This is a genomic window from Pseudomonas sp. 3A(2025), from assembly GCF_054589175.1.
The window spans coordinates 1-23080 of sequence record NZ_BAAILM010000020.1; the positions used below are offsets into that span (position 1 = coordinate 1).

A 23080-nucleotide genomic window follows, 5' to 3' on the forward strand; every position below is an offset into this window, starting at 1 on the left:
AAACTTGCCTCAAGATGAGATCTCACTGGAACCTTGAGTTCCCTGAAGGGCCGTCGAAGACTACGACGTTGATAGGTTGGGTGTGTAAGCGCTGTGAGGCGTTGAGCTAACCAATACTAATTGCTCGTGAGGCTTGACCATATAACACCCAAGCCATCTGCACAGCAGTGGCGGTGTGTGAAGACGATGAACCGAAAGCTGTAGAACACACGAACATTTTGCGTATCACACACAGAATTTGCCGAAACGCTGAAAGGCGCGTCGGCTACCGAATTTCTTGACGACCATAGAGCATTGGAACCACCTGATCCCATCCCGAACTCAGCAGTGAAACGATGCATCGCCGATGGTAGTGTGGAGCTTCTCCATGTGAGAGTAGGTCATCGTCAAGATTCAATCCCAGAATCCCTGATCGCTTTGCGGTCGGGGGTTTTGCTTTGCGCGAAAGAAAGCTTTCAAGCGTAATCGGCAACGTACAACCGCTCATAACGCGCCATCGTTTCGACCAGTCTCTGCCTCAAATAACCATGAGCATGCCCCAGCAAGCGCAAAATCTGCGCAGATTCGACCAGGTAAGAGGCTCGTTTGGCATGCGTCCATGACGCTGGAGCCGACTGCAGATTGGTAATACGGTCGCACAGCTTGATCACAGCGGCTTCACGGGAGTGAAGGGCAATGGCCTGCAGATACCGCTCTTCTGAAAACGGTACGATCAGATTCTTGCTAAGACTGGCGACCGTTGAAGTAACCCGCGCACCGAAAACCTCCTCAAGTGCATCTGGCGTAATGGCGGTGTCCTCCAGCACGTCATGCAGAAGTGCAGCGGGCAAGGCAATCTCAAGTTCCCCCACTGACTCTTGCTGCTCTGCAAAGACCAGCTCATTGGCGACCATGGCAACATGGGTGGAATAGGGCAATTGTGAAGCCTTCATGGTTTGACCAAGGTGGGCCTGCGAAGCGAATAGCCAGGCTTTGTTGTAGACCTGCTGAATATCACTGTGAGTCATTTGAAATCACCAAAGAAAACGTTTGGGAAGGCTGCTCAGAGCCACTCAGGGCTTAATCATAGAGCCAAGGCTTGAGTTCCTTGAGATTGGCCACCACGATCTGCTGCGCCTCAGGATGCGGGTCCAGATTCCTGTGATCAATCTGGTAACGCTGTAAAACATACTTCACCAATGCCTTGCGGCTGGCCACCACCAGTTGACCGTCCTGCATGCCGAAGTCGGTTTCGATAATAGCCTGCTGGGCTTTATCCAGGCGTCCGTCCGGCTGGATAAGAACCGCTACCTCCGTATTCCATTCAGTATCGGCTTCGATCCCGTTCTCGGTCTTGTCGTCGCGCATGTCAGGTATACCCCGGAACCGGCTCAGCACGAAGTCGCGATACTCCCGATTCTTCTCGCAGTAAGCCCGCACATGCCAGCGCATACCGGTATACACCAGAGTGTGTGGCGCAATAGTGCGGCCTTCAGGGTTCGGGCTTTTCAGTGACACATACTCGATGTCCAGGCGCAGGTGTTCACGGCATGCCTTGAGTAGCGGGCGTAAAACCTCGGCCTTGATCGAGCGATCCGGCACCTCAAGGACCATGGTATGAGCATAGGCCAACGCCAGGCCTTCAATATGCGGTGCACGGGCATTGTTCTGGTAGAGCAGATGCAGGTAGGCGCTGGCACTGTTATCGATAAAGAGCGGACTGAACGCCGGGCCAGGCACATAGCCCTTCAGTTGCTTGTCATATGTAAGGTTTTCAGGCGCATGTTCGTTGATGTAGGTATTGATGTCTTTGGAGGCCTGTTGACGACTGATCCCGAAGCTCTGCGTCAGGTGTACCGTGGTCAGCCGGCCTTCCCACCATGCTACGGTTTCAATCAAACGGTAGCGAAGTGCCAGATCCCAGCGTACCTGCTTGATGTCCTGCTGCCGTTTCATGGGCGCTCCATGTGCGTGAATTGTTTACCTGTATAAGTCTACATTCTATACGTGTCGTCAAACTATACATATCCTTGGGCCGTCTTCCAGAGTCATGCAAGGAGATGGATATGACACCGGATGTAATTTCGGCTGGAGCCTTACTGGCGATGGCATTCATCACATTGCTGCTGGCTCACCTGAGAGGTTACCCATGAACAGACTCGAACGAATCAGAGGCTGCCTGCTGGGTGGTGCGGTTGGCGATGCTTTGGGCGCACCGGTCGAGTTCATGGGCTGGAAAGCCATCGAGGCAAAATTCGGTGCCAGCGGAATTGCTGATCTTTCCCCTGCATATGGCGTGACGGGGGCGATTACCGACGACACGCAAATGATGCTCTTCACTGCCGAAGGCCTGCTGCGTGCCTGGGTGCGTGGCTGCTCGCGAGGTATTTGCCATATTCCAGGCGTGATTCACCACGCACTGCTGCGCTGGTTGATCACCCAGGACCACGAACCGATAGCCCCCGCCATTCTTAATGGCTGGCTGGTTCAAGAGCGAGCCTTGTGGTCCCGGCGCGCTCCCGGCAACACCTGCGTTAGCGCGCTGATGGCCAGTCGGCAGCTTGGTTTTGCAGCTGAAAATAACAGCAAGGGATGCGGCGCTGTCATGCGCGTTGCGCCTTGTGCCTTCTTTGCCGATACCTTTGAAACGGCCAGCGAGTCCGGACGCCTCACTCATGGCCATCCTGCCGGCTACCATAGCGCAGGCCTGTTTGCCGACATCCTGCAGCGCATGAGCCAGCAGACGGTCAGCCTCGAACATGCCCTGAGCGAGAGCCTCGCCGCCCACGGCCAGAAACCCGGAATGGAAGAGGTCCGTGCCAGTCTCGAAAAAGTATTGTTCTACTTCTACGAGGGCTACCAGCCAACCCCGGCGCGTATCGATGAATTCGGTGGCGGCTGGATTGCCGAGGAGGCGCTGGCCATTGGTATCTGGTGCGCACTGTCGGCCAGCTCCTTTGAACAGGGCGTCATCAATGCCGTCAACCACAGTGGCGACAGTGACAGCACCGGGCTGATAGCCGGACACCTGCTGGGTATTCAGTACGGGGCAGCGGCGATTCCGGCGCGCTGGCTTGAATCACTGGAGTTACGCGGTGTGATCGAAAAGATGGCTGTGGATATCGAGCGGGTGCCAAGAGACTATATGGGCGGAGCAGGGGAGTTCGATCGCGGGATAGAAATCGAGTACCCCGGTGATTGACTGATAGTGTTTGAATGGCAGGCATTAAAAAGCCGGCTTGTGGCCGGCTTCTCGTTGGCGATCTTGGCCTATTTTTGGTAAGCCGCAACCACCTGCAAAAGGTGCATCCGCGAGGGACGCTAGTCTGGATACAGCGTGTTCGTATAAAACGCGCTGTCGGGCATTGGCGCAGGGTCAATGCCTTAAGTGGCGCACAGGATACTGATATTCACCTGCAAAGCCCAGCCCTGAAACACTTTGTCACCTCAATACCGGCCTTGTTTAGCGGTTTGCAGCGATATTTTTGCGTTGATTAAGGGTCGACCACCAAAAAATCCAGCCAAGGATACGAATTGGCTGTCGGGCAATCTGTTCGGCGCTGAAGGATTCGTCGGGGTATTCATGGCTATTGTGGCTGCGTAGGCGCAACCCTCCGCTGGGCAGGCGGTACAGGTAGCGGATACGCAGCAGTCCGCCATGCTCCAGTGCGTACATTTCACCATCGACGATCTGGGTCGTGCCTTGGTCGACGGCCAGCAGCGAACCGTCTTCCAGGCGGTCGATCATGCTGTTGCCGCTCATCCTGACGCAGATGGCCTGTTTCGGGTCGATGTCCATACTGTGCAGCATCGTGAGTGCCAGGCGGATTTTCTGGCCGGGTACTTCGGTCAGTGCACTCTGGCCCGACGGGTTTTCCTTGAACAGCTGAATTTCCACATCCGCGCCCGGTGCGTTGCGGCCTTGCAGCGCTACGTTCGGCAGTGCCGGGCCGGTACTTTCATTTGCCGGTTCAGTCGGGTGCTTGGGGCCTTCGCCGGTGCGTAGCCAGCGAGCATTGACGGTCAGTAATTCAGCCACCTCTTCAAGTCGCGCCATGGGGATGCCGCGCTTGAACCAGTTGTTCACGTGCTGTGGCGTGACTTTGCGGTTGGCGGCAAAGTCCGTTGCGGAAAGATGGCATTCCCGTAAAAGAGTACGTAGTCGATCACCTGATGTATTCATGGGCTCGGAGTTTACGAGCCTCGTGCCGGCGTTTAAATGAACGAAGCGTTCAAATGCGCAGTGCGTCCAGTTATCGCAGATGAGCCTGCCTACAGGCGCCAGCAAGAATTGTGGGATATTTCTCGGGCATTAACGTTTGAAATAAACATGCCGTGCTGCGCGGATGCAGATGAACTGCAGGTTGCAGGATGTTTAATGAGGGCGCAGGAGTAAACGTGATTTATCTACGTCTATTTGGCAGGCGAGGGGCGAATCGAGGGGGGCTGGAGGGAAAGCGGTTCGAAGCGCCCGCCATCGGACGCTTCAAAGCGCAAAAGCAGATCAGCCCTTGAAGGCTTCGACCGACTTCTTGATTTCGGCGCGGGCAGCGTCAGCGTTGCCCCAGCCTTCGATCTTGACCCACTTGCCTTTTTCGAGGTCTTTGTAGTTCTCGAAGAAGTGCTTGATCTGCTCCAGCAGTAGTGGAGGCAGGTCAGTGTATTCCTTCACGTCGACATACAGCTGGGTCAGCTTGTCGTGCGGAACTGCGATGACTTTGGCATCGCCGCCGCCGTCGTCGGTCATGTGCAGGATGCCGACCGGACGGGCACGGATTACCGAACCTGGCGTCACCGGGTAAGGGGTTACGACCAGCACGTCCAGCGGGTCACCGTCGTCGGCCAGGGTGTTGGGAATGAAGCCGTAGTTGGCCGGGTAGAACATGGGGGTGGCCATGAAACGGTCAACGAACAGGCTGTCGGTGTCCTTGTCGATCTCGTACTTGATCGGCGCATGGTTGGCCGGGATTTCGATCGCGACGTAGATGTCGTTTGGCACGTCTTTGCCAGCCGGAATCTTGCTGTAGCTCATTGGACTTGGTCCCCATAGTTAAACAGACAGGTTTTGGCGCAAACCGCCAAAAAGTGGCCCGGATTATAGGCATATTCCAAAGGTGTTGCCACGCACAGGGCATTATCCATCAGGCGTAGAAGCCGCTTGTTGATAGGCCGGGTCGACCTGTTGCAGGGTTTTCAAACGGACCAGCGTGTCCTGCCGGTAGAACAGTTGCAACTGCTGGTAAACCGCAGGGTAAGCCTCATGCAACACATCGGGCGCGGTGAAGAAATACTCGCTGGTGACCGCAAAGAACTCGGCAGGATTTTCAGCCGCATAAGGATCGATGGCCGTCTCGGCGTCCGGGTCGTCATCGAGTTGCCGGTTGAGGTCGTCAAAGGCGCCTTGCATGGCGCTGGCCCACTCACTGATGCGCATGTTGCTGTGCAGGGGCGGCAGGCCGTTGGCATCGCCATTGAGCATGTCGAGTTTGTGCGCCAGTTCATGGATCACCAGGTTATAGGCATCCCAGCCGCCGCCCGATTGCACGCCCGCCCAGGCCAGAATGACCGGGCCCTGATACCAGGCTTCGCCGCTGTGCTCGGCATCGTATTGATGCTCGATGCCGCTGGCATCGCGATAGCGCTGCGGGCTGAGGAAATCGTCGGGGTAAATCACCAGCTCATGAAAGCCCCGGTACCAGTTCAGGTCGCCGAGGTTGAGCAGTGGCAGTTGCGCTTGCGCCGCCAGAAAAAGATGCTGCTCGTCGCTCAGGACCACGCCTGGCAGGCAGGTCAGGTGCTTGTCTTGCAGAAACAGCACGCTGGCATCGCGCAGCCAGACGAGCTGTTCGTCACTCAGGCCATCAACGATCGGCAGGTGTTCCAGCACCTGCCGCCAGAGTGGCGCAGGCACCGGATGGCGATCCAGAGTGCGTTGCCGGCGCCATTTGGCAAACGACCACACGGTCTCAGCGCACGTCCGCCGAGCGGCTGAAACGGCCGCGCAACAAACCGATCAGCATGGGCAGCAGCGACAGCAGGATGATCACCAGCACCATCAGGGTCAGGTGTTTCTTGATGAACGGCACGTTGCCGAAGTAATAACCCAGCGTCACCAGGCTGCCGACCCACAGAATCGAGCCCAGTACGCTGAAGGTGAAAAAACGCCAGTAAGGCATGTGCGCAACACCGGCGACAAACGGCGCAAAGGTGCGCAGGATCGGCAGAAAGCGCGCCATGGTCACGGTCTTGCCGCCATGACGCTCATAGAATATGTGCGTGCGCACCAGATAATCGCGGCGGAAGATTTTCGAGTTGGGGTTGTTGAACAGTTTTTCCCCCATCGTCCGGCCTATGACGTAGTTGGTGCTGTCGCCCATGATCGCTGCGAGCATCAGCAGGCCGCCTAGCAAGACCGGGTCCATGCCGCCGCCTGCGGCCACGGCACCGGCGATGAACAATAGCGAATCGCCGGGCAGGAACGGCATGATCACCAGACCTGTTTCGCAGAAGATCACCAGAAACAGGATCGCGTAGATCCAGGCCCCGTAATTGGTTACCAGCAGGTCGAGATAGGCATCGAGATGCAGGATGAGGTCAAGCGGGTTGAAATCCATTTGAGTACCTGGGCAATCAGCGTGATTTTGACCGCCGATGTCGATAACGCATAAAACGACGAGAGCAGACGCGCGGCATTATAGAGGCAGAAACGCCGAATAGGGCGTAACGAGATGTGAGGGGTGGTTACAGATTGATACGAGAGGGCTTCACAGAGTCAGGACGACAGGTTAACCGGGTTCGCCCCTGGCCCGAGGGGCGAACCACAGTCGACGAGCGGATAAAGGCAGCAAGGGCCGCAATCAGCTCTCGCTGATGGGCAGGACGTAGTTCTTGAACTGGGTATCTTCTTTGAAACCGATTGATTCGTAGACCTTGTGCGCCACTTCGTTGTCGATGCTGGTCGACACCCGCATACGCACGGCCTGCGTCTCTTTGGCCATCTTCTTGGCGTGTTTCATCAAGTGATCGGCCACCAGTTGGCGACGAGCGTCTTCGGCAACGTAGATGTCGTTGAGAATCCACACGCGCTTGAGCGACAGCGACGAATAGCTCGGATACAGCTGGCAAAAGCCCAGCAGTTTACTGTCGTCGTCGACAGGCAGCGCCAGATAGATGACTGACTCATCACGGCGCAGCCGTTTTTCAAGAAAGTCCCGTGACGAATCCGGGAAGGGTAGCTCGCCGTAGAATTCGCGATATTTCACGAACAACGGCGTCAGCAGGTCCAGGTGTTCCAGCGTGGCTTTGATGATCCGCATGGGTAGGCCTCAACTTCGCTATGGGCTAATGCGCATTTTCGGGCGACGCTTTGATGCTGCCTGCTGGCTTTAGAAAGCGCAATCTAAAGCGGTTTGTCAGACCGCTTCGGATTGACTGAACGGATTTAGAAGAAGCCCAGCGGGTTGATGTCGTAGCTCACCAGCAGGTTTTTGGTCTGCTGATAGTGATCGAGCATCATCTTGTGGGTTTCACGGCCCACCCCCGATTTCTTGTAACCCCCGAAGGCGGCATGCGCCGGATACAGGTGATAGCAGTTGGTCCACACGCGGCCAGCCTTGATGCCACGGCCCATGCGGTAGGCGCGATTGATGTCGCGGGTCCACACCCCGGCGCCGAGGCCGAACTCGGTGTCGTTGGCAATCGCCAGCGCCTCGGCTTCGTCTTTAAAGGTGGTAATGCTGACCACCGGGCCGAAGATTTCTTCCTGGAACACGCGCATCGCGTTGGTGCCCTTGAGCAGGGTCGGCTGGATGTAATAGCCGGTTGCCAGATCGCCTTGCAGCGCCTCGACCTTGCCGCCGGTCAGCAGCTCGGCGCCTTCTTCGCGGGCAATCTCCAGATAGGAAAGAATCTTGTCGAACTGTTGCTGCGAGGCCTGGGCGCCGACCATGGTGTCGGTGTCCAGCGGGTCGCCGCGTTTGATCTTCTGGATCTTTTTCAGCACCACTTCCAGAAACTGCGGATAGATCGACTCCTGAACCAGCGCACGTGACGGGCAGGTGCAGACTTCGCCCTGGTTGAAGAACGCCAGCACCAGGCCCTCGGCGGCCTTGTCGATGAACTCGGGTTCGGCGCTCATGATGTCTTCGAAGAACACGTTCGGCGATTTGCCGCCCAGTTCGACGGTAGACGGGATGATGTTCTCTGCCGCCAGTTTCATGATGTGCGAGCCGACCGGCGTCGAGCCGGTAAAGGCGATCTTGGCGATGCGCTTGCTGCTGGCCAGCGCCTCACCGGCCTCGCGACCAAAGCCCTGAACGATGTTCAGCACGCCGGGCGGCAGCAGGTCGCCGATCAGTTCCAGCAGCACGGTAATGCCCAGTGGCGTTTGCTCGGCCGGTTTGAGCACCACGGCATTACCGGCCGCCAGGGCCGGGGCGAGCTTCCAGGCGGCCATCAGGATGGGGAAGTTCCACGGGATGATCTGCCCGACCACGCCCAGCGGCTCGTGAATGTGATAAGCAACGGTGTTGCCGTCAATTTCGGCGGCGCTGCCTTCCTGGGCGCGCAAGGCACCGGCAAAGTAACGGAAGTGGTCGGCGGCCAGCGGAATGTCGGCATTGAGGGTTTCACGAATCGCCTTGCCGTTGTCCCAGGTCTCGGTGAGTGCCAGGACTTCCAGATTGGCCTCGATGCGGTCGGCAATCTTCAGCAGCACCAGCGAGCGGGCTTGTGCAGATGTCGCCCCCCAGGCATCGGCAGCCGCATGGGCGGCATCGAGGGCTTTGTCGACATCTTCGGCAGTAGAGCGAGGAAATTCAGCGATAGGCTTGCCGTTGACCGGCGAGGTGGTGGTGAAATACTGACCCTTGACCGGCGCGACGAACTCGCCGCCGATATAGTTACCATAGCGCTCCTTGTAGCTGACGATGGCGCCTTCGGTACCGGGATGAGCGTAACGCATGGTGTAGCCTCCTGAGCAGTTTCGTTCTTGTTCTGTGACTGTCGCTTGAGCGTTTCATTCATGCAGTCCTCAAGCGTAGGCCATAAAACACAGAGTCGGTATCTGAACTTTAGGCGTAGACAGGGTCGATACAGCGGTCAAACACAGGGTGCGATTTCAGCGCCTGTGGGCTAACCTGCGCCAACGATTTTCGAGGTCATCATGCACATTCATATTCTGGGTATCTGCGGCACGTTCATGGGCTCGCTGGCGGTCCTCGCCAAGGAACTGGGGCACCGTGTCACCGGCTCCGACGCCAACGTCTATCCGCCGATGAGCACGCAGTTGCAGGCTCAGGGCATCGAACTGACCCAGGGCTACGACCCTGAACAGCTTGAGCCTGCACCGGACCTGGTCGTGATCGGCAATGCACTGTCGCGCGGTAACCCGGCCGTGGAGTACGTACTCAACCGCGGCCTGCCGTATGTGTCCGGTCCGCAATGGCTGGCCGACCATGTGTTGCAAGGCCGCTGGGTACTGGCCGTGGCCGGCACGCACGGCAAGACCACCACCAGCAGCATGCTGGCCTGGGTGCTGGAGCACGCCGGTATGGCACCGGGCTTTTTGATCGGCGGTATCCCGCAGAACTTCACTGTCTCGGCCCGTCTGGGCGATACACCGTTTTTCGTGGTCGAGGCCGACGAGTACGACAGCGCTTTCTTCGACAAGCGCTCCAAGTTCGTTCACTACCGGCCACGCACCGCGATCCTCAATAACCTTGAGTTCGATCACGCCGACATCTTCCCAGACCTTGCCGCCATCGAGCGCCAGTTCCATCATCTGGTGCGGATCATCCCGAGCGAAGGCCTGGTGATTCATCCGACCACCGAGCCTGCCTTGCAGCGCGTGGTGCAAATGGGCTGCTGGACGCCAGTGCAAACCACAGGGCAGGGCGGTCAGTGGCAGGCTCGCCTGCTCAGCGAAGACGGCTCGCGCTTTGAAGTGCTGTTTGAAAATCAGCTGCAAGGCGTTGTCGAGTGGCCAATGACCGGCCAGCACAACGTCGCCAATGCCCTGGCGACGCTGGCGGCGGCGCGTCATGTCGGCGTATTGCCGGCGCAAGGCGTCGAAGCGCTGAGTGCGTTCAAAAGCGTCAAGCGGCGCATGGAAGTGGTCGCCCAGATCAACGGCATCACGCTGTACGACGACTTCGCTCACCACCCGACGGCCATCGCCACGACCCTGGATGGTCTGCGCAAGAAGGTCGGCGATGCCCCGATCATCGCCGTCATCGAACCGCGCTCCAACTCGATGAAGCTCGGTGCGCACCGCGATGGCCTGCCCGAGAGCGTGCAGCAGGCCGATCAGGTGGTCTGGTATGCGCCGGCCAATCTGGGCTGGGACCTTGGCGCTACAGCAGCCCAGTGCGCTGTCCCGGCCGTGGTCTGCGACTCCCTTGAGGCCATCATTGCCAGGGTCAAGAGTCAGGCGCAGCCCGGCACCCATGTAGTGATCATGAGCAACGGCGGCTTTGGCGGTCTGCACGGCAAACTGGCCGAGGCGCTGCAATGAGCGGCCCGGAGCGCATTACGGTAGCGGTCACCGGCGCGTCCGGCGCGCAATATGCCCTGCGCCTGCTCGATTGCCTGGTGCGCGAAGACCGCGAGGTGCACTTTCTGATCTCCAAGGCCGCGCAGTTGGTGATGGCCACCGAGACCGATGTTCGCCTGCCGCCCAAGCCGGCGATGATGCAGACCTTTCTGACCGAGTACACCGGGGCGGCGGCCGGGCAGATTCGCGTTTACGGTCGCGATGACTGGATGTCGCCAGTGGCCTCGGGTTCCGGCGCGCCGGGGGCCATGGTCGTGGTGCCATGCTCGACCGGGACCTTGTCGGCGATTGCCAGCGGCGCCTGCAACAACCTGATCGAGCGCGCCGCTGACGTCGCCCTCAAAGAGCGCCGCCCGCTGATTCTGGTACCGCGCGAGGCGCCGTATTCCAGTATCCATCTGGAGAACATGCTCAAACTGTCGAACATGGGCGCGGTGATCCTGCCGGCGTCACCCGGCTTCTATCACCAGCCGCAGACCATCGATGACCTGGTGGACTTTATCGTGGCGCGGGTTCTCAACCTGTTGAATATCCCGCAAGACATGCTGCCGCGCTGGGGCGAGCATCATATGGGCTGTGACGAGTAGGTCATTTTCCCAGCTTGCGCAACTCATCGGACTCGACCACCCGCACCCCGTTCTGCTCTTCCAGCGCCAGACGCCACAGGGCGCGGGCCAGGCTGCAGGCCTCTATGGCGCCGTATTTGCCGGGCAGCAGCTTGGCAATCGGTGCGGCCAGTTGTTCGGCCCAACGGGTTTCGCTGCGGTTGCCGACCAGCAACGACGGGCGGGCGATGGTCAGTTGCGGCCAGCCCTGATTCTTCAGCGCTTCTTCCATTTCGCCTTTGATGCGGTTGTAGAACACGCTTGATTTCGGGTCGGCACCAATCGCACTGATCACCAGCAGGTGCCGGGCGCCCAAGGCGCGGGCGCGTTCGGCGAAGGCCACCACCAGATCCAGGTCGACAGCGCGAAAAGCCTCTTGCGAGCCGGCCTGCTTGATCGTGGTCCCCAGGCAGGAATAAGCGATGTCCACACGACCGTCGAGGCTCGGCAGCAGCGTGGCCAGTTCGCCGATGGGGTTTTCCAGGTGGATATGACTGGCCAGGGGGCGGCGGGTCGGGGCCAGCACCCGGCTGACCGTACGTTCGTTGAGCAGCCGGTCGAGCAGGTGCTCACCGGTCAGGCCCGTGGCGCCTGCGAGCAAAATATTGTGTGGCGTCAAGTACATGATGGCTCTCCCTTTACTTACAGCCTAGGACATCCAGCGCCAGGCATCGGTGCCCCGGTCGCTAGCGGCTACTCGAAGTTTTCGCGTCCTTGCGAGTCAACGTCGTGGTCAGTGCGCGTTCTGCTTGTTGTTTACGTAACGATTGCCAGCGGGCGATCACCCCCTTCGGTGCCCAGATTTGCGGTTCGGAAGCTTCGAAATTGTCTTCGATTTCACGTTGGGCCACGTAGGCACTGGCGTGTTCGAACGCTTGTTTCAAGTCATCTGTTTCGACCAGTGCCTTGGCGAATAGTGCATCGCCGAAATAGGTGAAATCGGCCTCTTCAGAGCAGCCGAACGACACCCGATCGGCCCGCGAGGCGGTGATCACCAGGGTGCGCTCGTCTTTGAGCGGTGCGATGAACCCGCCCGAATAACAGGCAGAAATCACCACGACCTTGTCGCGGTTTTTCAGGGGCGCCATGAGCACGGCCAGTTCGTCGGCGGGCAGGTCCGACAGCGACAGGCGCGGCTGGTCGAGGACCAGTTCGTGGTCGTGAGTGCCGTGGCTGGTCAGGTAGATGAAGATCAGGTCTTCCGGGCCACTGCGCTGGGCCAGGGTCTGCACCGCGCGGCCGATGGTTTCGCGGGTCGCCAGCGGCCGGTTCTGCATCTGGTCGCGATGGTTGACCAGGCTCACCTGGCCATGGGCGCCGAAGCGCGTTTTCAGCAGGTTGCTGACATAGTCGGCTTCACGCATGAACACGCTCTGCTTGCCATCACCCCCCACCACCAGGCTGTACAGCTCGACCGCCGGGGTCGAGGCAGGCACCGCTTTCAAGGCGTTGTCGAGCAGGGCGCCTTGAGCCAGCAGGCCGGTTTCCAGGCTGTCGGGCAGCAAGTTGCCCTGCTCGTCGCGAACGCGTTGACCATTGGCCCAGACGCCACGTTGTACGCGGCCATCGGCCTGGGTCAGTACGCCAGGTCCCTGATAAGTGTCATTGGCGAAACCGCCGACAAAGGTGCTGCCATCGGCCAGGCGCAGGTGGCCTTGGCCCATGAAGCGCCAGTTATTGAATTCGCCTTCGTAACGGCTGCCGTCGGCACCGATCAACTCACCCTTGCCGGTAAAGGCGCCATTCTTGAACTGACCACTCCAGACATCGCCCTCGCTGTTTTCATAGCGGCCTTTGCCGTCGAGCTGGTTGTCATGAAAGTTGCCCAGATACTGATCGCCCTCGGCGCTGGTAAAGGTGCCAGTGCCTTGCAACTGGCCTGCGACGAAGCGACCGCTGAACTGATTGCCATTGGCATCGCTGCGCACCCCCTCGCCGTCGGGCTTGCCCTTGATGAACTGGCCTTGATACTGGCTGCCGTCGTCCAGTTCCAGGCGTCCCGAGCCGTCATACAGGTCAGCCTTGAACTGGCCGCGATAGAGCACGCCCTTTTCCTTGAGCGTGCCTTCGCCGTCGCGCCGGCCCTTCTTGAAGCCGCCGACATAAGTGCCGTTGCGGGTGGTCAGGCTGCCCTGGCCATTGAACAGGCCTTGCTCGAAACCGCCTTTGTACACATCGCCATTGCTGGCGTGCCACTCGCCCTGGCCGTGCCATTGGCCGTTGTCGAACTGGCCCGCGTACCAACTGCCGTTGGGGTAGTCGATACGGCCCTGGCCCTGCAGCAGGCCATTGACCAGTTCGCCCCGGTAGCGGCCACCGTCCGGCAGGCGGCCGTCGGGCGGCAGCAGCGATTCGCCGTCTCCGCAGCCAGCGATCAGAAGGGTCAATGCCAGGGGTGCAAGCGCGCGCATGTCAGGTCTCGACGAGGTATGAATCCGGGGAGGTGTGCGCCGGGCAGGACCTGGCGCACGGAAGTGCGATACAACAGAGGTGAGTATGCCGCAGCGTGTCAGGAAGGCGAAACAGCCAGTCGCGACTGTTTCATGTCCAAAGGCGTTACACGAAGCACAGGGTCAGCGGTTCGGCGATGTAGGCGGGTTTTTCCTGGCCTTCGATTTCCAGGGTTACCGTGCCCTTGAGCAGCCATTGGCCGGGTTTCTTTTCTGTGGCATCGGTGAGTTTCAGATGAAGGCGTACCCGCGAGCCGACCGCCACCGGCTGGATGAAACGCACGCTGTCCAGGCCATAGTTGACGACCATTTTCAGGCCTTCGGGCAACACCAGCAGATCGCCCATGAGCTTGGGAATCAGCGACAGCGACAGAAAACCATGGGCGATGGTGCCGCCGAAAGGTGTCTGCGCGGCCTTGACCGGGTCGACATGGATGAATTGAAAGTCGCCCGTGGCCTCGGCGAACAGGTCGATGCGGTCCTGCTCGATGCTCAGCCAGTCGGAATGTCCCAGGTCCTGACCCACATAGTCGGCCAGTTGCGCTACCGGTACATAAGGCATATCTCTCTCCTTGAGGCGTGATGTAGTGATAAAAGGCTGCTGAAGATCAGCAGAGCCTGGCCGGTTGGTCAAGTTGTGCAAGGTATGTCGATGGTGCTCTATCGCCTGCACGTTTGCGTGCTTATCATGACCGCCGCCAAAGGAACATCTGCCGGAGTAAGCATGCTGCTACGAGGACTGACGGCGCTGGTGTTGTTCCAGCTGCTGGGAACTGCGCTCAATCATCTGGTCGTTTCGATCCTGCCGGGGCCGATCATCGGCATGATTCTGCTGCTGGCTTTTTTGCTGGTGCGTGGCGAAGTCGATGAGCCGATCAGTCAGGCTGCCAGTAGCCTGTTGCGTTATCTGCCGCTACTGCTGGTGCCGCCAGCGGTGGGCGTAATGGCCTATGCCGGCGCTATCGCCAAGGACTTCTGGGCCATCAGTGGCACGCTGGTGGTGTCGCTGGTGCTGTCGATGGTGTTTGTTGGTGTGCTGATGCAAAAACTTGCCGAGCGTCAGCTGCGCCGCAAGGAGCCCTCATGAACCTGGACTGGCATGGCGCCTGGGTGGCGGTGATTCACCACCCGCTATTCGGCATCGGCATTACCCTGGCCGCTTATCAACTGGCCATTGCCGCCTACGAACGAACCCGCTGGCTGTTCCTGCAGCCGGTGCTGCTGTCGATGCTGGTGTTGATCGGCATTTTGCTGGCGTGCGGGATCGATTACAGCGAATACCGTAAAAGCACCGAAATCCTTGGCGTGCTACTGGGGCCGGCCACTGTCGCGCTGGCTGTACCGCTGTACCTGAATCTGCGCCGGATTCGTCAGTTGTTCTGGCCAACCTTGACTACGCTGGTGCTGGGCGGTGTCTTTGCGACCGGCGCGTGTCTGCTGCTGGGGGTGTGGCTGGGCGCCGATCACATGATCCTGATGACCCTGGCGCCCAAGTCGGTGACCTCACCGATCGCCATGCTGGTGGCCGAGCAAATGGGCGGCGTCGCGGGGTTGGCGGCGGTGTTCGTGTTGATTACCGGCGTGCTGGGGGCCATCTGCGGCCCGGCACTCTTGTCGCTGGCCAGGGTCAACCACCCGGCGGCGCGCGGTATGGCGCTGGGCCTGACCGCGCATGCGGTAGGCACCTCGCTGGCCTTGCAGGAAGGTGAAGAAACCGGCGCATTCGCCGCACTGGCCATGAGCCTGATGGGCGTGGCAACGGCGTTGTGCCTGCCGCTGGCGGTGTCTTTGGTCGTTTAAGGGAGTTTGTCATGACGTTGCCGCTGTTCCCGCTCAATGCGGTGCTGTTTCCGGGGTGTGTGCTCGACCTGCAACTGTTCGAGGCGCGTTATCTGGACATGATCGGCCGGTGCATGAAGCGGGGCGAAAGTTTCGGCATCGTGTGCATCACCGAGGGCCGTGAAGTCGGCCCGGCACCGGGCAGTTATTCACTGATCGGCTGCGAGGCACTGGTGCGCGACTTTCAGCAGCAGGATAACGGCTTGCTGGGCATTCGCGTGCAAGGCGGGCGGCGCTTTCGGGTGACCGATGCCGAGGTGCAGCGCGACCAGTTGCTGGTCGCACAAGTGCAGTGGCTCGAAGAACAGCCCGAACAGCCCCTGCAAGACGAAGATGCCGACCTTGTCGCGCTGCTGCATGCCCTGGCCGAACATCCCATGGTCGCTTCGCTGAACATGGGCCTGCATGCCGAGGGCCAGCAGTCGCTGGCCAACCAGCTGGCGTATCTATTGCCGTTCAGCGAGCAGGACAAGATCGACCTGCTGGAAATCGACGACCCCGAAGAGCGTCTGGACGCGATTCAGGGCCTGCTCGACGAGATTCAGGGCGATTCGTAACCCCGCCCCTGCGCGTGATCAATACTGGTAACGCAACACCGCATGCGACATGGCATGCACCGCGAAGCCGCCCAGCAGGGCAACCACTGCCGGCACCAGCAACCACCAGACCCGTGGCGACATGGCCGGCAAGGGGGTGCGGTGCTGAATGATGGTCAGGCTGGCGGCGCAGATTCCCAGTGCCAGCATCATGCCGGCCAGAATATCGGTCGGCCAGTGCACGCCCAGGTATACCCGTGACAAGGCGATGGCCAGCGCCGGAATCGCGCCCAGTACCAGCCATGCCAGGCGCAAGCGCACCGGCTGATTGCGTCCGGCCAGCACCGCCAGGGTCATGAACAGCGCAAAGGCCGCCGAGCTATGGCCGCTGGGCATGCTGTAGCTGGTCAGTGGATCGAGCAGCACTTCCGGGCGGGCACGGGCGAACAGCGCTTTGAGCGTACCGTTGGCCACCGCAGTGCCCAGCAAGGTCATCAGTGCAAATGCGGCGTGCCGCCATTGCCGTGCAATCGCCAAGGCAAGAATCACCACGATGGCTGCCAGCAACTGGGTTTTGAAGTCGCCGATGCTGGTCACCAGCAGCACGATATTCTGTGCAGTTTCGCTGCGATGCTCCTGCACCAGGGTCATCAGGCCATGGTCGAAGCGGTCAAGGTGCGGCCAGCCGATGAACAGCGCTGTCATGACCAGCAAGCACAGGCCGCTGATCAGTTTGGTGGCATAGCGTTGCTGGCGCATGCTGCTTTGAATGCTCACGCCGAACAGAATCGCCAGACCTGCACCGACCACCGCCGCTTCAGTCCAGAAGCCTTCCGGCAAGGGCAGACGAATCGCTGCCCCGGTCGCCCAGCCCGGCAGCAGGTAGGCAATCGACCAGCCGATGGCCGCGACAACGCTGACCGCGAAAAAGCGTATGAACGGCATGTCGCACATGCCGGCGATCATCGGCAGCATCGGCCGCAGCGGCCCGATGAAGCGCCCGACCAGCAGGCTGGCAATCCCGTAACGCTGGAAATAGGCCTCGGCGCCGGTCATCCACTCCGGGTGCGAGCGCAAGCCCGGCAGGCGGCGGATGTTCTGGTGAAAGTGCCGACCGAGAAAATACGACACCAGGTCGCCCAGCAAACCGCCCAGCACACCCAGTAACAGCACCTCGCTCAACGGCAGGATGCCGCTGCCCGCCAGGGCGGCGATGGCAAACATCAATACCGTGCCGGGGACCACGATCCCGGCAATCGCCACGCATTCAACAAACGCCACGACAAAAATCGCCACCGCCACCCAGGAAGGGTTGGCCGTCAGCCAGCCGGTAATGCCGTCAAGCCAGTGACCCATGGTCAGTTTCCTTGATTCAGATAAAGGTAATCGCGGCCTTCGACCTGACCGCGACGCAGTGGGTTCCGTGTGCACCATCGGGCCTGTTCGGCGTCGACGAAGCGGTACAGCAGTTGCTCATCGCGCCCGGCCGGAATCCCCAGTCGCGTGGTTTGAATGATACGTGCAGGCTTCAGGCCCACATCGTCGACGAACAAGCGCTCGGGGTCGAAGCGGCGGGCATCCCACATCGGCACTTTCAGGCCCATGGCCTTGCACAGCAGCGTCTGCCCGGCGCACAAACGCGCGGGGTCGCGCAGGGCGCCGCTGGCATCGGGATTGTTCAATTGCATCTGCGCCAGGGCATTGGCATCGCTGAAGGCATCGACCCACGGCATGCCGGACTTGATCAGCACGGCATTGCCGGGCCCTTGGGCGCTGAAATTCAGCGAATCGCCACCGCGTGCGTAATACATGTAAATGTGCCCGCCATCGAGAAACAGCGCCTTGCGCTTCTCGGTGTAACCCAGCGAGGCATGGCTGCCTTTTTCGGCCAGGTAATACGCCTCGGTTTCGATGATGCGTGCGGCCAGCCACAGGTCGCCGACCTTGTGGCGTATGACCTTGCCCAGCAGGTCGCGGGCCAGTACCTGTGCATCGCGGTTGAAAAAGCGGTCGGGCAGGGCAGTCGGCATAAGGGGCTTCTAATACAGGGGCGCAAGGGGTGGCAAGGCGCCGAATCATAGCAAGGGCGGTTTGAAATGCAGCTCAATCCTGACCTTCGTTGCGCTTTGTTGTTTCTGAAAATGACAAGGCAGGGGATTGCTGGCAACGGGCCGTCTGTCAGGCCTGCGAGACACGGCGTTGATGAAGATTTTACAAGGATGTCGACCATCCGCCTGTCTGCGCTGTCGTTCGAGCGGCCTGACAGCTATAATCGACCGCTTTCCTCTTTGCCAAGACCTCTTGAGACCATGACTGAGTCTGTTCTTGACTACATGACCCGCCTGGGCACGGCTGCCCGCGAAGCATCGCGCGTGATCGGCCGGGCCAGTACCGCGCAGAAGAACCGCGCCCTGCTGGCCACCGCCGCTGCGCTGGACGCCGCCCGCGCCGAGCTGTCTGCCGCCAACGAGCAAGACCTTGCCAATGGTCAGGCCAACGGCCTGGACGCGGCGCTGCTCGATCGCCTGGCCCTGACCCCCGCACGCATCGACAGCATGATCGTCGGGCTGCGTCAGGTTGCCAGCCTGCCGGACCCGGTCGGCGCGATCCGCGACATGAGTCATCGGCCCTCGGGTATTCAGGTCGGCAAGATGCGCGTACCGCTGGGTGTGGTCGGTATCATCTACGAGTCGCGCCCGAACGTGACCATCGATGCCGCCAGCCTGTGCCTGAAGTCCGGCAACGCGACCATTCTGCGTGGCGGCTCCGAGGCCATTCACTCCAACCGCGCCATTGCCGCCTGCATCGCTCGTGGCCTGACCGAAGCCGGGCTGCCGGCCGGTGTCGTACAGGTTGTCGAAACCACCGACCGTGCAGCGGTCGGCGCGCTGATCACCATGCCCGAGTTCGTCGATGTGATCGTGCCGCGGGGCGGCAAGGGCCTGATCGAGCGCATCAGCCGCGATGCCCGTGTGCCGGTGATCAAGCACCTTGACGGCATCTGCCATATCTATATCAGCGCCCATGCCGACCTGAGCAAGGGCCAGCAGATCGCGTTCAACGCCAAGACTTACCGCTACGGTATCTGCGGCGCGATGGAAACCCTGCTGGTCGACCAGGCCGTGGCGGCCGACTTTTTGCCGCCAATGGCCGCGCAACTGCGCGAAAAGGGCGTCGAGCTGCGTGGCTGCGAACGCACCCGCGCATTGGTCGAGGTGCTGCCGGCCAGCGAAGAGGACTGGCACACCGAGTACCTGGCGCCGATCCTGTCGATCCGCGTGGTGGCCAGCCTCGATGAAGCGATCGAGCACATCAACCATTACGGCTCGCACCACAGCGACGGCATCGTTTCCGAGCATCAGGGCCAGATCCGGCGCTTCATGGCCGAAGTCGACTCAAGCTCGGTGATGGTCAACGCACCGACCTGCTTCGCCGACGGTTTCGAATACGGGCTGGGTGCCGAGATCGGCATTTCCACCGACAAGCTGCACGCCCGTGGCCCGGTGGGCCTCGAAGGCCTGACGTGCGAGAAATACATCGTGATCGGCGATGGCCAGTTGCGCGGACAGGAGCCGGTCTGACTTGAGCGAATCCGCGCCAGCCTTGTCCAGGCGTATCGGCATGTTGGGCGGCACGTTTGACCCGGTACACATCGGTCATCTGCGCGGCGCCCTCGAGGTCGCCGAACTGCTCTGTCTCGATGAGTTGCGCCTGACGCCCAGCGCCCGGCCACCGCATCGTGAATTGCCGAATGTGTCGGCTCAGGACCGGCTGGCCATGGTGCGTTGCGCGGTGGACGGGGTGGCGCCGCTGACGGTGGATGACCGCGAGCTGGCTCGCGACAAACCGTCGTACACCCTCGACACCCTGGAGTCGATGCGCAGCGGGATGGACCCCGCAGACCAGCTGTTTCTGCTACTCGGTTGGGATGCCTTCTGCAGCCTGCCGGCCTGGTACCGCTGGGAACAACTGCTCGATCATTGCCACATCGTGGTGCTGCAACGTCCGGATGCGGACAGCGAACCACCCGAAGCCTTGCGCGACCTGCTGGCGGCGCGGGCGGTCAGCGACCCGACGGCCCTGCAAGGGCCCGGCGGGAACATAACGTTTGTCTGGCAGACGCCGTTGTCGGTGTCTGCCACCCAGATCCGCCAGTTACTGGCCGATGGCCGATCGGTACGCTTTCTGGTACCCGATGCGGTTCTGGCCTATATCGAAGCACACGGGCTGTACCGTGCGCCGAATACCGATGGAGCCCCCAAAGGCGACTTGCACGGCAAGTCCCAGGGCGCGTCCACATTTGATGAGTGAATGAGTTTTTTATGAGCAAACAGAAATTGAACAGCGAAGAAGTCGTCAAGCTGGCCACCGCTGCACTGGAAGATGTGAAAGGCACCGACATCCTCGCGATCAACGTGCGTGACAAAACCAGCATCGCCGACTACATGCTGATCTGCACCGGTACCTCCAACCGTCAGCTCAACGCTCTGGTCGACAGCGTCCGTGAAAAGGTCAAGGCTGCCGGCGTACAACCGCTGAGCGAAGAAGGCAAGGGCGACAGCGACTGGGTGCTGCTGGACCTGGGCGATGTCGTGGTGCACGTGATGACCGCTGCTGCCCGTCAGTTCTATGACCTTGAGCGCCTGTGGCAGGGCGCCGAACAAAGCCGCGCTGCCAGCGCCGCGCACCACACCCCAGGCTTCGAATAAGCGTCGGCCGTGCGTATACGCCTGATTGCCGTAGGCTCGCGCATGCCCAAGTGGGTTGAAGAGGGCTGGCACGAGTACGCCAAGCGCCTGCCCTCGGAGCTGTCGCTGGAGCTGGTCGAGATACCGCTCAATACCCGTGGCAAGAACGCCGACGTGGCGCGCCTGATCCGTCAGGAAGGCGAAGCCATGCTGGCCAAGGTGCAACCGGGCGAGCGTATCGTCACCCTTGAAGTGCACGGCAAGCCCTGGAGCACCGAGCAACTGGCGGGTGAGCTGGATCGCTGGCGTCTCGATGCACGCACCGTCAACCTCATGGTCGGCGGCCCGGAAGGGCTGGCGCCGGAGGTCTGTGCGCGCAGCGAACAGCGCTGGTCGCTGTCACCGTTGACCTTGCCGCACCCGCTGGTACGCATCCTGATCGGCGAACAGATCTATCGCGCCTGGACAGTCCTGTCCGGGCACCCTTACCACAAGTAGTTCGCCCTCCCAATGTCTCAGCCGATCCGCCTCAAAGACCACGAGAAAGACGCACGCCTGGTGCGCAGCCGTGTCGTGGTCGGGGCCGTGGCCATCATGTTGCTGGTCTGCGTGCTGATTGCCCGCCTGTATTACCTGCAGGTCATTCAGTACGATTACCACTCGACGCTGTCGGAGAACAACCGGGTTCACGTCCAGCCGATTCCGCCCAGCCGTGGCCTGATCTACGACCGCAATGGCCTGGTGGTGGCTGACAACCGGCCCAGCTTCAGTCTGAGCATGACCCGCGAGCGGGCCGGCGACTGGGCGGGGGTGCTCGACACCATCGTCGAGGTGCTGCAACTGAGCCCTGACGACCGGGCGATCTTCGAAAAACGCATGAAGCAGGGGCGTCGGCCGTTCGAGCCGGTGCCGATCCTCTTCGAGCTGACCGAAGAGCAGATCGCCCTGGTGGCGGTCAACCAGTTCCGTCTGCCCGGTGTCGAGGTGGTGGCGCAACTGGTCCGGCATTACCCGCAGGGCGCGCACTTTGCGCACTCGGTGGGCTATGTGGGGCGCATCAACGAGAAAGAGCTCAAGAGCCTCGACCCGGTCGCTTACAGCGGCACGCACCATATCGGCAAGACCGGTATCGAGCGCTTCTATGAAAACGAGCTGCACGGTCAGGTCGGCTATGAAGAGGTCGAAACCAACGCTCGCGGGCGTGTACTGCGTGTGCTCAAGCGTACCGATCCGGTGCCGGGCAAGGACATTGTCCTGAGCCTCGACATCCACTTGCAGGAGGCCGCAGAGGCGGCGCTCGGCGGGCGTCGGGGGGCGGTGGTGGCGCTGGACCCGAACACTGGCGAAGTGCTGGCCATGGTCAGTGCGCCAAGCTTTGACCCCAACCTGTTCGTGACCGGTATCAGCTTCAAGGCCTATGCCGAGCTACGCGATTCCATCGACCGGCCGCTGTTCAACCGCATTCTGCGCGGCCTGTACCCACCGGGTTCGACCATCAAGCCGGCGGTGGCCATCGCCGGGCTCGATGGCGGCGCGGTGACGCCCGGATCGCGGGTGTTCGACCCGGGTTACTACCAGTTGCCCAACTATGACCACAAATACCGTAACTGGAACCGCTCCGGTGACGGCTGGGTCGACCTCGACACGGCGATCATGCGTTCCAACGACACCTATTTCTATGACCTGGCGCACAAGCTGGGCATCGACAAGCTGTCGATGTACATGAACAAGTTCGGCATCGGCCAGAAAGTCTCGCTGGACATGTTCGAAGAGTCGCCGGGCCTGATGCCGTCCCGTGAATGGAAACGCACCACGCGCCGTCAGGCCTGGTTCCCGGGTGAAACCCTGATTCTGGGGATCGGCCAGGGCTACATGCAGGCCACGCCGCTGCAACTGGCCCAGGCCACCGCGCTGGTGGCCAGCAAGGGCAAGTGGATTCGTCCGCACCTGGCCAAGACCATCGAAGGGCAGCCGCCGGTCGATCCTAACCCGATGCCGGACATCCTGCTGCGCGACCCCAATAACTGGGCGCGAGTCAATCATGGCATGCAGGAAGTGATGCACGGCGCACGCGGTACTGCCCGTAAAGCGGCGGTCGGCGCCCAGTACCGGATTGCCGGCAAAAGCGGTACCGCCCAGGTCGTTGCGATCAAGCAAGGCGAGAAGTACGACCGCACCAAGGTCCAGGAGCGCCATCGCGACCACGCCCTGTTCGTCGGCTTTGCGCCGGCCGACAATCCGAAAATCGTGGTTGCGGTAATGGTCGAGAACGGTGAGTCCGGTTCCGGCGTCGCAGCGCCTGTGGTCCGTCAGGTCATGGATGCCTGGTTGCTCGACCAGAACGGCCACCTCAAGCCCGAATATGCAGGCTCCCTCAACCCTGAACGCGGCAGTGCACCGACCGCAGAGGCCGCCGCCCGTGAAGAGTAAT

Annotated in this window: 24 protein-coding genes and 2 rRNA genes; 13 read left to right on the forward strand and 13 right to left on the reverse strand. The window is 60.7% G+C overall.

What is annotated here, in order from left to right; all coding sequences use genetic code 11:
• Positions 1–141: ribosomal RNA gene (locus ACYP2A_RS07780) — 23S ribosomal RNA — on the forward strand; the annotation flags it as partial.
• Positions 142–276: 135 nt separating this feature from the next.
• Positions 277–392 (forward strand): 5S ribosomal RNA (rrf, locus tag ACYP2A_RS07785).
• Between the two features lie 63 nt (positions 393–455).
• Here the strand turns inward: rrf and ACYP2A_RS07790 are convergent.
• Positions 456–1007, reverse strand: a complete 552-nt coding sequence (locus ACYP2A_RS07790) for an HD domain-containing protein (protein ID WP_459744172.1) — start codon at positions 1005–1007, stop codon at positions 456–458.
• A gap of 52 nt (positions 1008–1059) precedes the next feature.
• The gene (locus ACYP2A_RS07795; protein ID WP_459744173.1) at positions 1060–1935 is read right to left on the reverse strand and encodes a helix-turn-helix transcriptional regulator; all 876 of its coding nucleotides are present in this window, start codon (positions 1933–1935) and stop codon (positions 1060–1062) included.
• A 193-nt stretch (positions 1936–2128) separates the two neighbouring features.
• Between ACYP2A_RS07795 and ACYP2A_RS07800 the strand changes: the two genes are divergently transcribed.
• Positions 2129–3181, forward strand: coding sequence for an ADP-ribosylglycohydrolase family protein (locus tag ACYP2A_RS07800; protein WP_459744175.1), 1053 nt, complete (start codon positions 2129–2131; stop codon positions 3179–3181).
• Positions 3182–3442: 261 nt separating this feature from the next.
• Here the strand turns inward: ACYP2A_RS07800 and ACYP2A_RS07805 are convergent, their stop codons facing one another.
• The 6 genes from ACYP2A_RS07805 to exaC all read right to left on the reverse strand — a co-directional run bounded on the left by ACYP2A_RS07805 (position 3443) and on the right by exaC (position 8941).
• Complete coding sequence (locus ACYP2A_RS07805; protein ID WP_459744254.1) at positions 3443–4162, reverse strand: S24 family peptidase; 720 nt, start codon at positions 4160–4162, stop codon at positions 3443–3445.
• A gap of 321 nt (positions 4163–4483) precedes the next feature.
• Positions 4484–5011, reverse strand: coding sequence for an inorganic diphosphatase (ppa, locus tag ACYP2A_RS07810; protein ID WP_459744177.1), 528 nt, complete (start codon positions 5009–5011; stop codon positions 4484–4486).
• A 102-nt stretch (positions 5012–5113) separates the two neighbouring features.
• Entirely contained in the window at positions 5114–5941 is an 828-nt protein-coding gene (locus tag ACYP2A_RS07815; protein ID WP_459744178.1) for a M90 family metallopeptidase, read from the reverse strand.
• A 4-nt stretch (positions 5942–5945) separates the two neighbouring features.
• A complete protein-coding gene (locus tag ACYP2A_RS07820) occupies positions 5946–6593 on the reverse strand; it encodes a DedA family protein (RefSeq protein ID WP_459744179.1) in 648 nt (215 codons plus the stop codon).
• Between the two features lie 243 nt (positions 6594–6836).
• Positions 6837–7295 carry an N-acetyltransferase family protein gene (locus tag ACYP2A_RS07825; protein ID WP_459744180.1) on the reverse strand — a complete coding sequence of 153 codons (459 nt, stop codon included), beginning with the start codon at positions 7293–7295 and terminating at the stop codon, positions 6837–6839.
• 125 nt (positions 7296–7420) lie between these two features.
• A complete protein-coding gene (gene exaC / locus ACYP2A_RS07830) occupies positions 7421–8941 on the reverse strand; it encodes an acetaldehyde dehydrogenase ExaC (protein WP_459744181.1) in 1521 nt (506 codons plus the stop codon).
• A 201-nt stretch (positions 8942–9142) separates the two neighbouring features.
• Between exaC and mpl the strand changes: the two genes are divergently transcribed.
• Complete coding sequence (gene mpl / locus ACYP2A_RS07835) at positions 9143–10492, forward strand: UDP-N-acetylmuramate:L-alanyl-gamma-D-glutamyl-meso-diaminopimelate ligase (protein ID WP_459744183.1); 1350 nt, start codon at positions 9143–9145, stop codon at positions 10490–10492.
• Positions 10489–11118, forward strand: coding sequence for a flavin prenyltransferase UbiX (gene ubiX, locus ACYP2A_RS07840; protein ID WP_459744184.1), 630 nt, complete (start codon positions 10489–10491; stop codon positions 11116–11118). The genes mpl and ubiX overlap by 4 nt, the downstream gene beginning before the upstream one ends.
• 1 nt (position 11119) lies before the next feature.
• Here the strand turns inward: ubiX and ACYP2A_RS07845 are convergent, their stop codons facing one another.
• From ACYP2A_RS07845 to ACYP2A_RS07855, 3 genes are all read right to left on the reverse strand, one after another.
• Complete coding sequence (locus ACYP2A_RS07845; RefSeq protein WP_459744186.1) at positions 11120–11761, reverse strand: oxidoreductase; 642 nt, start codon at positions 11759–11761, stop codon at positions 11120–11122.
• A 61-nt stretch (positions 11762–11822) separates the two neighbouring features.
• Positions 11823–13547 carry a C13 family peptidase gene (locus ACYP2A_RS07850; protein ID WP_459744187.1) on the reverse strand — a complete coding sequence of 575 codons (1725 nt, stop codon included), beginning with the start codon at positions 13545–13547 and terminating at the stop codon, positions 11823–11825.
• 145 nt (positions 13548–13692) lie between these two features.
• Positions 13693–14148 (reverse strand): MaoC family dehydratase, encoded by a 456-nt coding sequence (locus ACYP2A_RS07855; RefSeq protein ID WP_459744189.1) that lies wholly within the window; start codon positions 14146–14148, stop codon positions 13693–13695.
• Between the two features lie 162 nt (positions 14149–14310).
• Here ACYP2A_RS07855 and ACYP2A_RS07860 point away from each other — a divergent pair, with 162 nt between their 5' ends.
• The 3 genes from ACYP2A_RS07860 to ACYP2A_RS07870 are packed head-to-tail and all read left to right on the forward strand — an operon-like array spanning position 14311 to position 15982.
• Positions 14311–14673 (forward strand): CidA/LrgA family protein, encoded by a 363-nt coding sequence (locus ACYP2A_RS07860; protein ID WP_459744190.1) that lies wholly within the window; start codon positions 14311–14313, stop codon positions 14671–14673.
• Positions 14674–14675: 2 nt separating this feature from the next.
• Positions 14676–15386, forward strand: a complete 711-nt coding sequence (locus ACYP2A_RS07865; RefSeq protein WP_459744255.1) for an LrgB family protein — start codon at positions 14676–14678, stop codon at positions 15384–15386.
• An 11-nt stretch (positions 15387–15397) separates the two neighbouring features.
• Entirely contained in the window at positions 15398–15982 is a 585-nt protein-coding gene (locus tag ACYP2A_RS07870; protein ID WP_459744192.1) for an LON peptidase substrate-binding domain-containing protein, read from the forward strand.
• An 18-nt stretch (positions 15983–16000) separates the two neighbouring features.
• On the opposite strand, the gene ACYP2A_RS07875 is transcribed toward ACYP2A_RS07870, so the two are convergent.
• Positions 16001–17317, reverse strand: coding sequence for a bifunctional DedA family/phosphatase PAP2 family protein (locus tag ACYP2A_RS07875; RefSeq protein WP_459744193.1), 1317 nt, complete (start codon positions 17315–17317; stop codon positions 16001–16003).
• A 2-nt stretch (positions 17318–17319) separates the two neighbouring features.
• Positions 17320–17991, reverse strand: a complete 672-nt coding sequence (locus tag ACYP2A_RS07880) for a DNA-3-methyladenine glycosylase (protein WP_459744194.1) — start codon at positions 17989–17991, stop codon at positions 17320–17322.
• 279 nt (positions 17992–18270) lie between these two features.
• Between ACYP2A_RS07880 and ACYP2A_RS07885 the strand changes: the two genes are divergently transcribed.
• The 5 genes from ACYP2A_RS07885 to mrdA are packed head-to-tail and all read left to right on the forward strand — an operon-like array spanning position 18271 to position 23079.
• Positions 18271–19542 (forward strand): glutamate-5-semialdehyde dehydrogenase, encoded by a 1272-nt coding sequence (locus ACYP2A_RS07885; protein WP_459744196.1) that lies wholly within the window; start codon positions 18271–18273, stop codon positions 19540–19542.
• A 22-nt stretch (positions 19543–19564) separates the two neighbouring features.
• A complete protein-coding gene (gene nadD / locus ACYP2A_RS07890) occupies positions 19565–20272 on the forward strand; it encodes a nicotinate-nucleotide adenylyltransferase (protein ID WP_459744257.1) in 708 nt (235 codons plus the stop codon).
• An 11-nt stretch (positions 20273–20283) separates the two neighbouring features.
• Positions 20284–20670 carry a ribosome silencing factor gene (gene rsfS / locus ACYP2A_RS07895; protein WP_459744198.1) on the forward strand — a complete coding sequence of 129 codons (387 nt, stop codon included), beginning with the start codon at positions 20284–20286 and terminating at the stop codon, positions 20668–20670.
• A gap of 9 nt (positions 20671–20679) precedes the next feature.
• The gene (gene rlmH / locus ACYP2A_RS07900; protein WP_459744199.1) at positions 20680–21147 is read left to right on the forward strand and encodes a 23S rRNA (pseudouridine(1915)-N(3))-methyltransferase RlmH; all 468 of its coding nucleotides are present in this window, start codon (positions 20680–20682) and stop codon (positions 21145–21147) included.
• Between the two features lie 12 nt (positions 21148–21159).
• Positions 21160–23079: a penicillin-binding protein 2 gene (mrdA, locus tag ACYP2A_RS07905; protein WP_459744200.1), complete on the forward strand. Its 1920-nt coding sequence runs from the start codon at positions 21160–21162 to the stop codon at positions 23077–23079.
• Position 23080: the final 1 nt, after the last annotated feature.

Excerpts from the sequence above, each read along its gene's own strand:
- ACYP2A_RS07860 (WP_459744190.1), top strand. The coding sequence starts at position 14,311 with ATGCTGCTACGAGGACTGACGGCGCTGGTGTTGTTCCAGCTGCTGGGA.
- exaC (WP_459744181.1), bottom strand. The coding sequence starts at position 8,941 with ATGCGTTACGCTCATCCCGGTACCGAAGGCGCCATCGTCAGCTACAAG.
- ppa (WP_459744177.1), bottom strand. The coding sequence starts at position 5,011 with ATGAGCTACAGCAAGATTCCGGCTGGCAAAGACGTGCCAAACGACATC.
- ACYP2A_RS07795 (WP_459744173.1), bottom strand. The coding sequence starts at position 1,935 with ATGAAACGGCAGCAGGACATCAAGCAGGTACGCTGGGATCTGGCACTT.
- ACYP2A_RS07885 (WP_459744196.1), top strand. The coding sequence starts at position 18,271 with ATGACTGAGTCTGTTCTTGACTACATGACCCGCCTGGGCACGGCTGCC.
- ACYP2A_RS07800 (WP_459744175.1), top strand. The coding sequence starts at position 2,129 with ATGAACAGACTCGAACGAATCAGAGGCTGCCTGCTGGGTGGTGCGGTT.
- ACYP2A_RS07855 (WP_459744189.1), bottom strand. The coding sequence starts at position 14,148 with ATGCCTTATGTACCGGTAGCGCAACTGGCCGACTATGTGGGTCAGGAC.
- ubiX (WP_459744184.1), top strand. The coding sequence starts at position 10,489 with ATGAGCGGCCCGGAGCGCATTACGGTAGCGGTCACCGGCGCGTCCGGC.
- ACYP2A_RS07880 (WP_459744194.1), bottom strand. The coding sequence starts at position 17,991 with ATGCCGACTGCCCTGCCCGACCGCTTTTTCAACCGCGATGCACAGGTA.
- ACYP2A_RS07790 (WP_459744172.1), bottom strand. The coding sequence starts at position 1,007 with ATGACTCACAGTGATATTCAGCAGGTCTACAACAAAGCCTGGCTATTC.
- ACYP2A_RS07825 (WP_459744180.1), bottom strand. The coding sequence starts at position 7,295 with ATGCGGATCATCAAAGCCACGCTGGAACACCTGGACCTGCTGACGCCG.
- rsfS (WP_459744198.1), top strand. The coding sequence starts at position 20,284 with ATGAGCAAACAGAAATTGAACAGCGAAGAAGTCGTCAAGCTGGCCACC.
- ACYP2A_RS07845 (WP_459744186.1), bottom strand. The coding sequence starts at position 11,761 with ATGTACTTGACGCCACACAATATTTTGCTCGCAGGCGCCACGGGCCTG.
- ACYP2A_RS07875 (WP_459744193.1), bottom strand. The coding sequence starts at position 17,317 with ATGGGTCACTGGCTTGACGGCATTACCGGCTGGCTGACGGCCAACCCT.
- ACYP2A_RS07820 (WP_459744179.1), bottom strand. The coding sequence starts at position 6,593 with ATGGATTTCAACCCGCTTGACCTCATCCTGCATCTCGATGCCTATCTC.
- ACYP2A_RS07805 (WP_459744254.1), bottom strand. The coding sequence starts at position 4,162 with ATGAATACATCAGGTGATCGACTACGTACTCTTTTACGGGAATGCCAT.
- ACYP2A_RS07850 (WP_459744187.1), bottom strand. The coding sequence starts at position 13,547 with ATGCGCGCGCTTGCACCCCTGGCATTGACCCTTCTGATCGCTGGCTGC.
- mrdA (WP_459744200.1), top strand. The coding sequence starts at position 21,160 with ATGTCTCAGCCGATCCGCCTCAAAGACCACGAGAAAGACGCACGCCTG.
- mpl (WP_459744183.1), top strand. The coding sequence starts at position 9,143 with ATGCACATTCATATTCTGGGTATCTGCGGCACGTTCATGGGCTCGCTG.
- ACYP2A_RS07870 (WP_459744192.1), top strand. The coding sequence starts at position 15,398 with ATGACGTTGCCGCTGTTCCCGCTCAATGCGGTGCTGTTTCCGGGGTGT.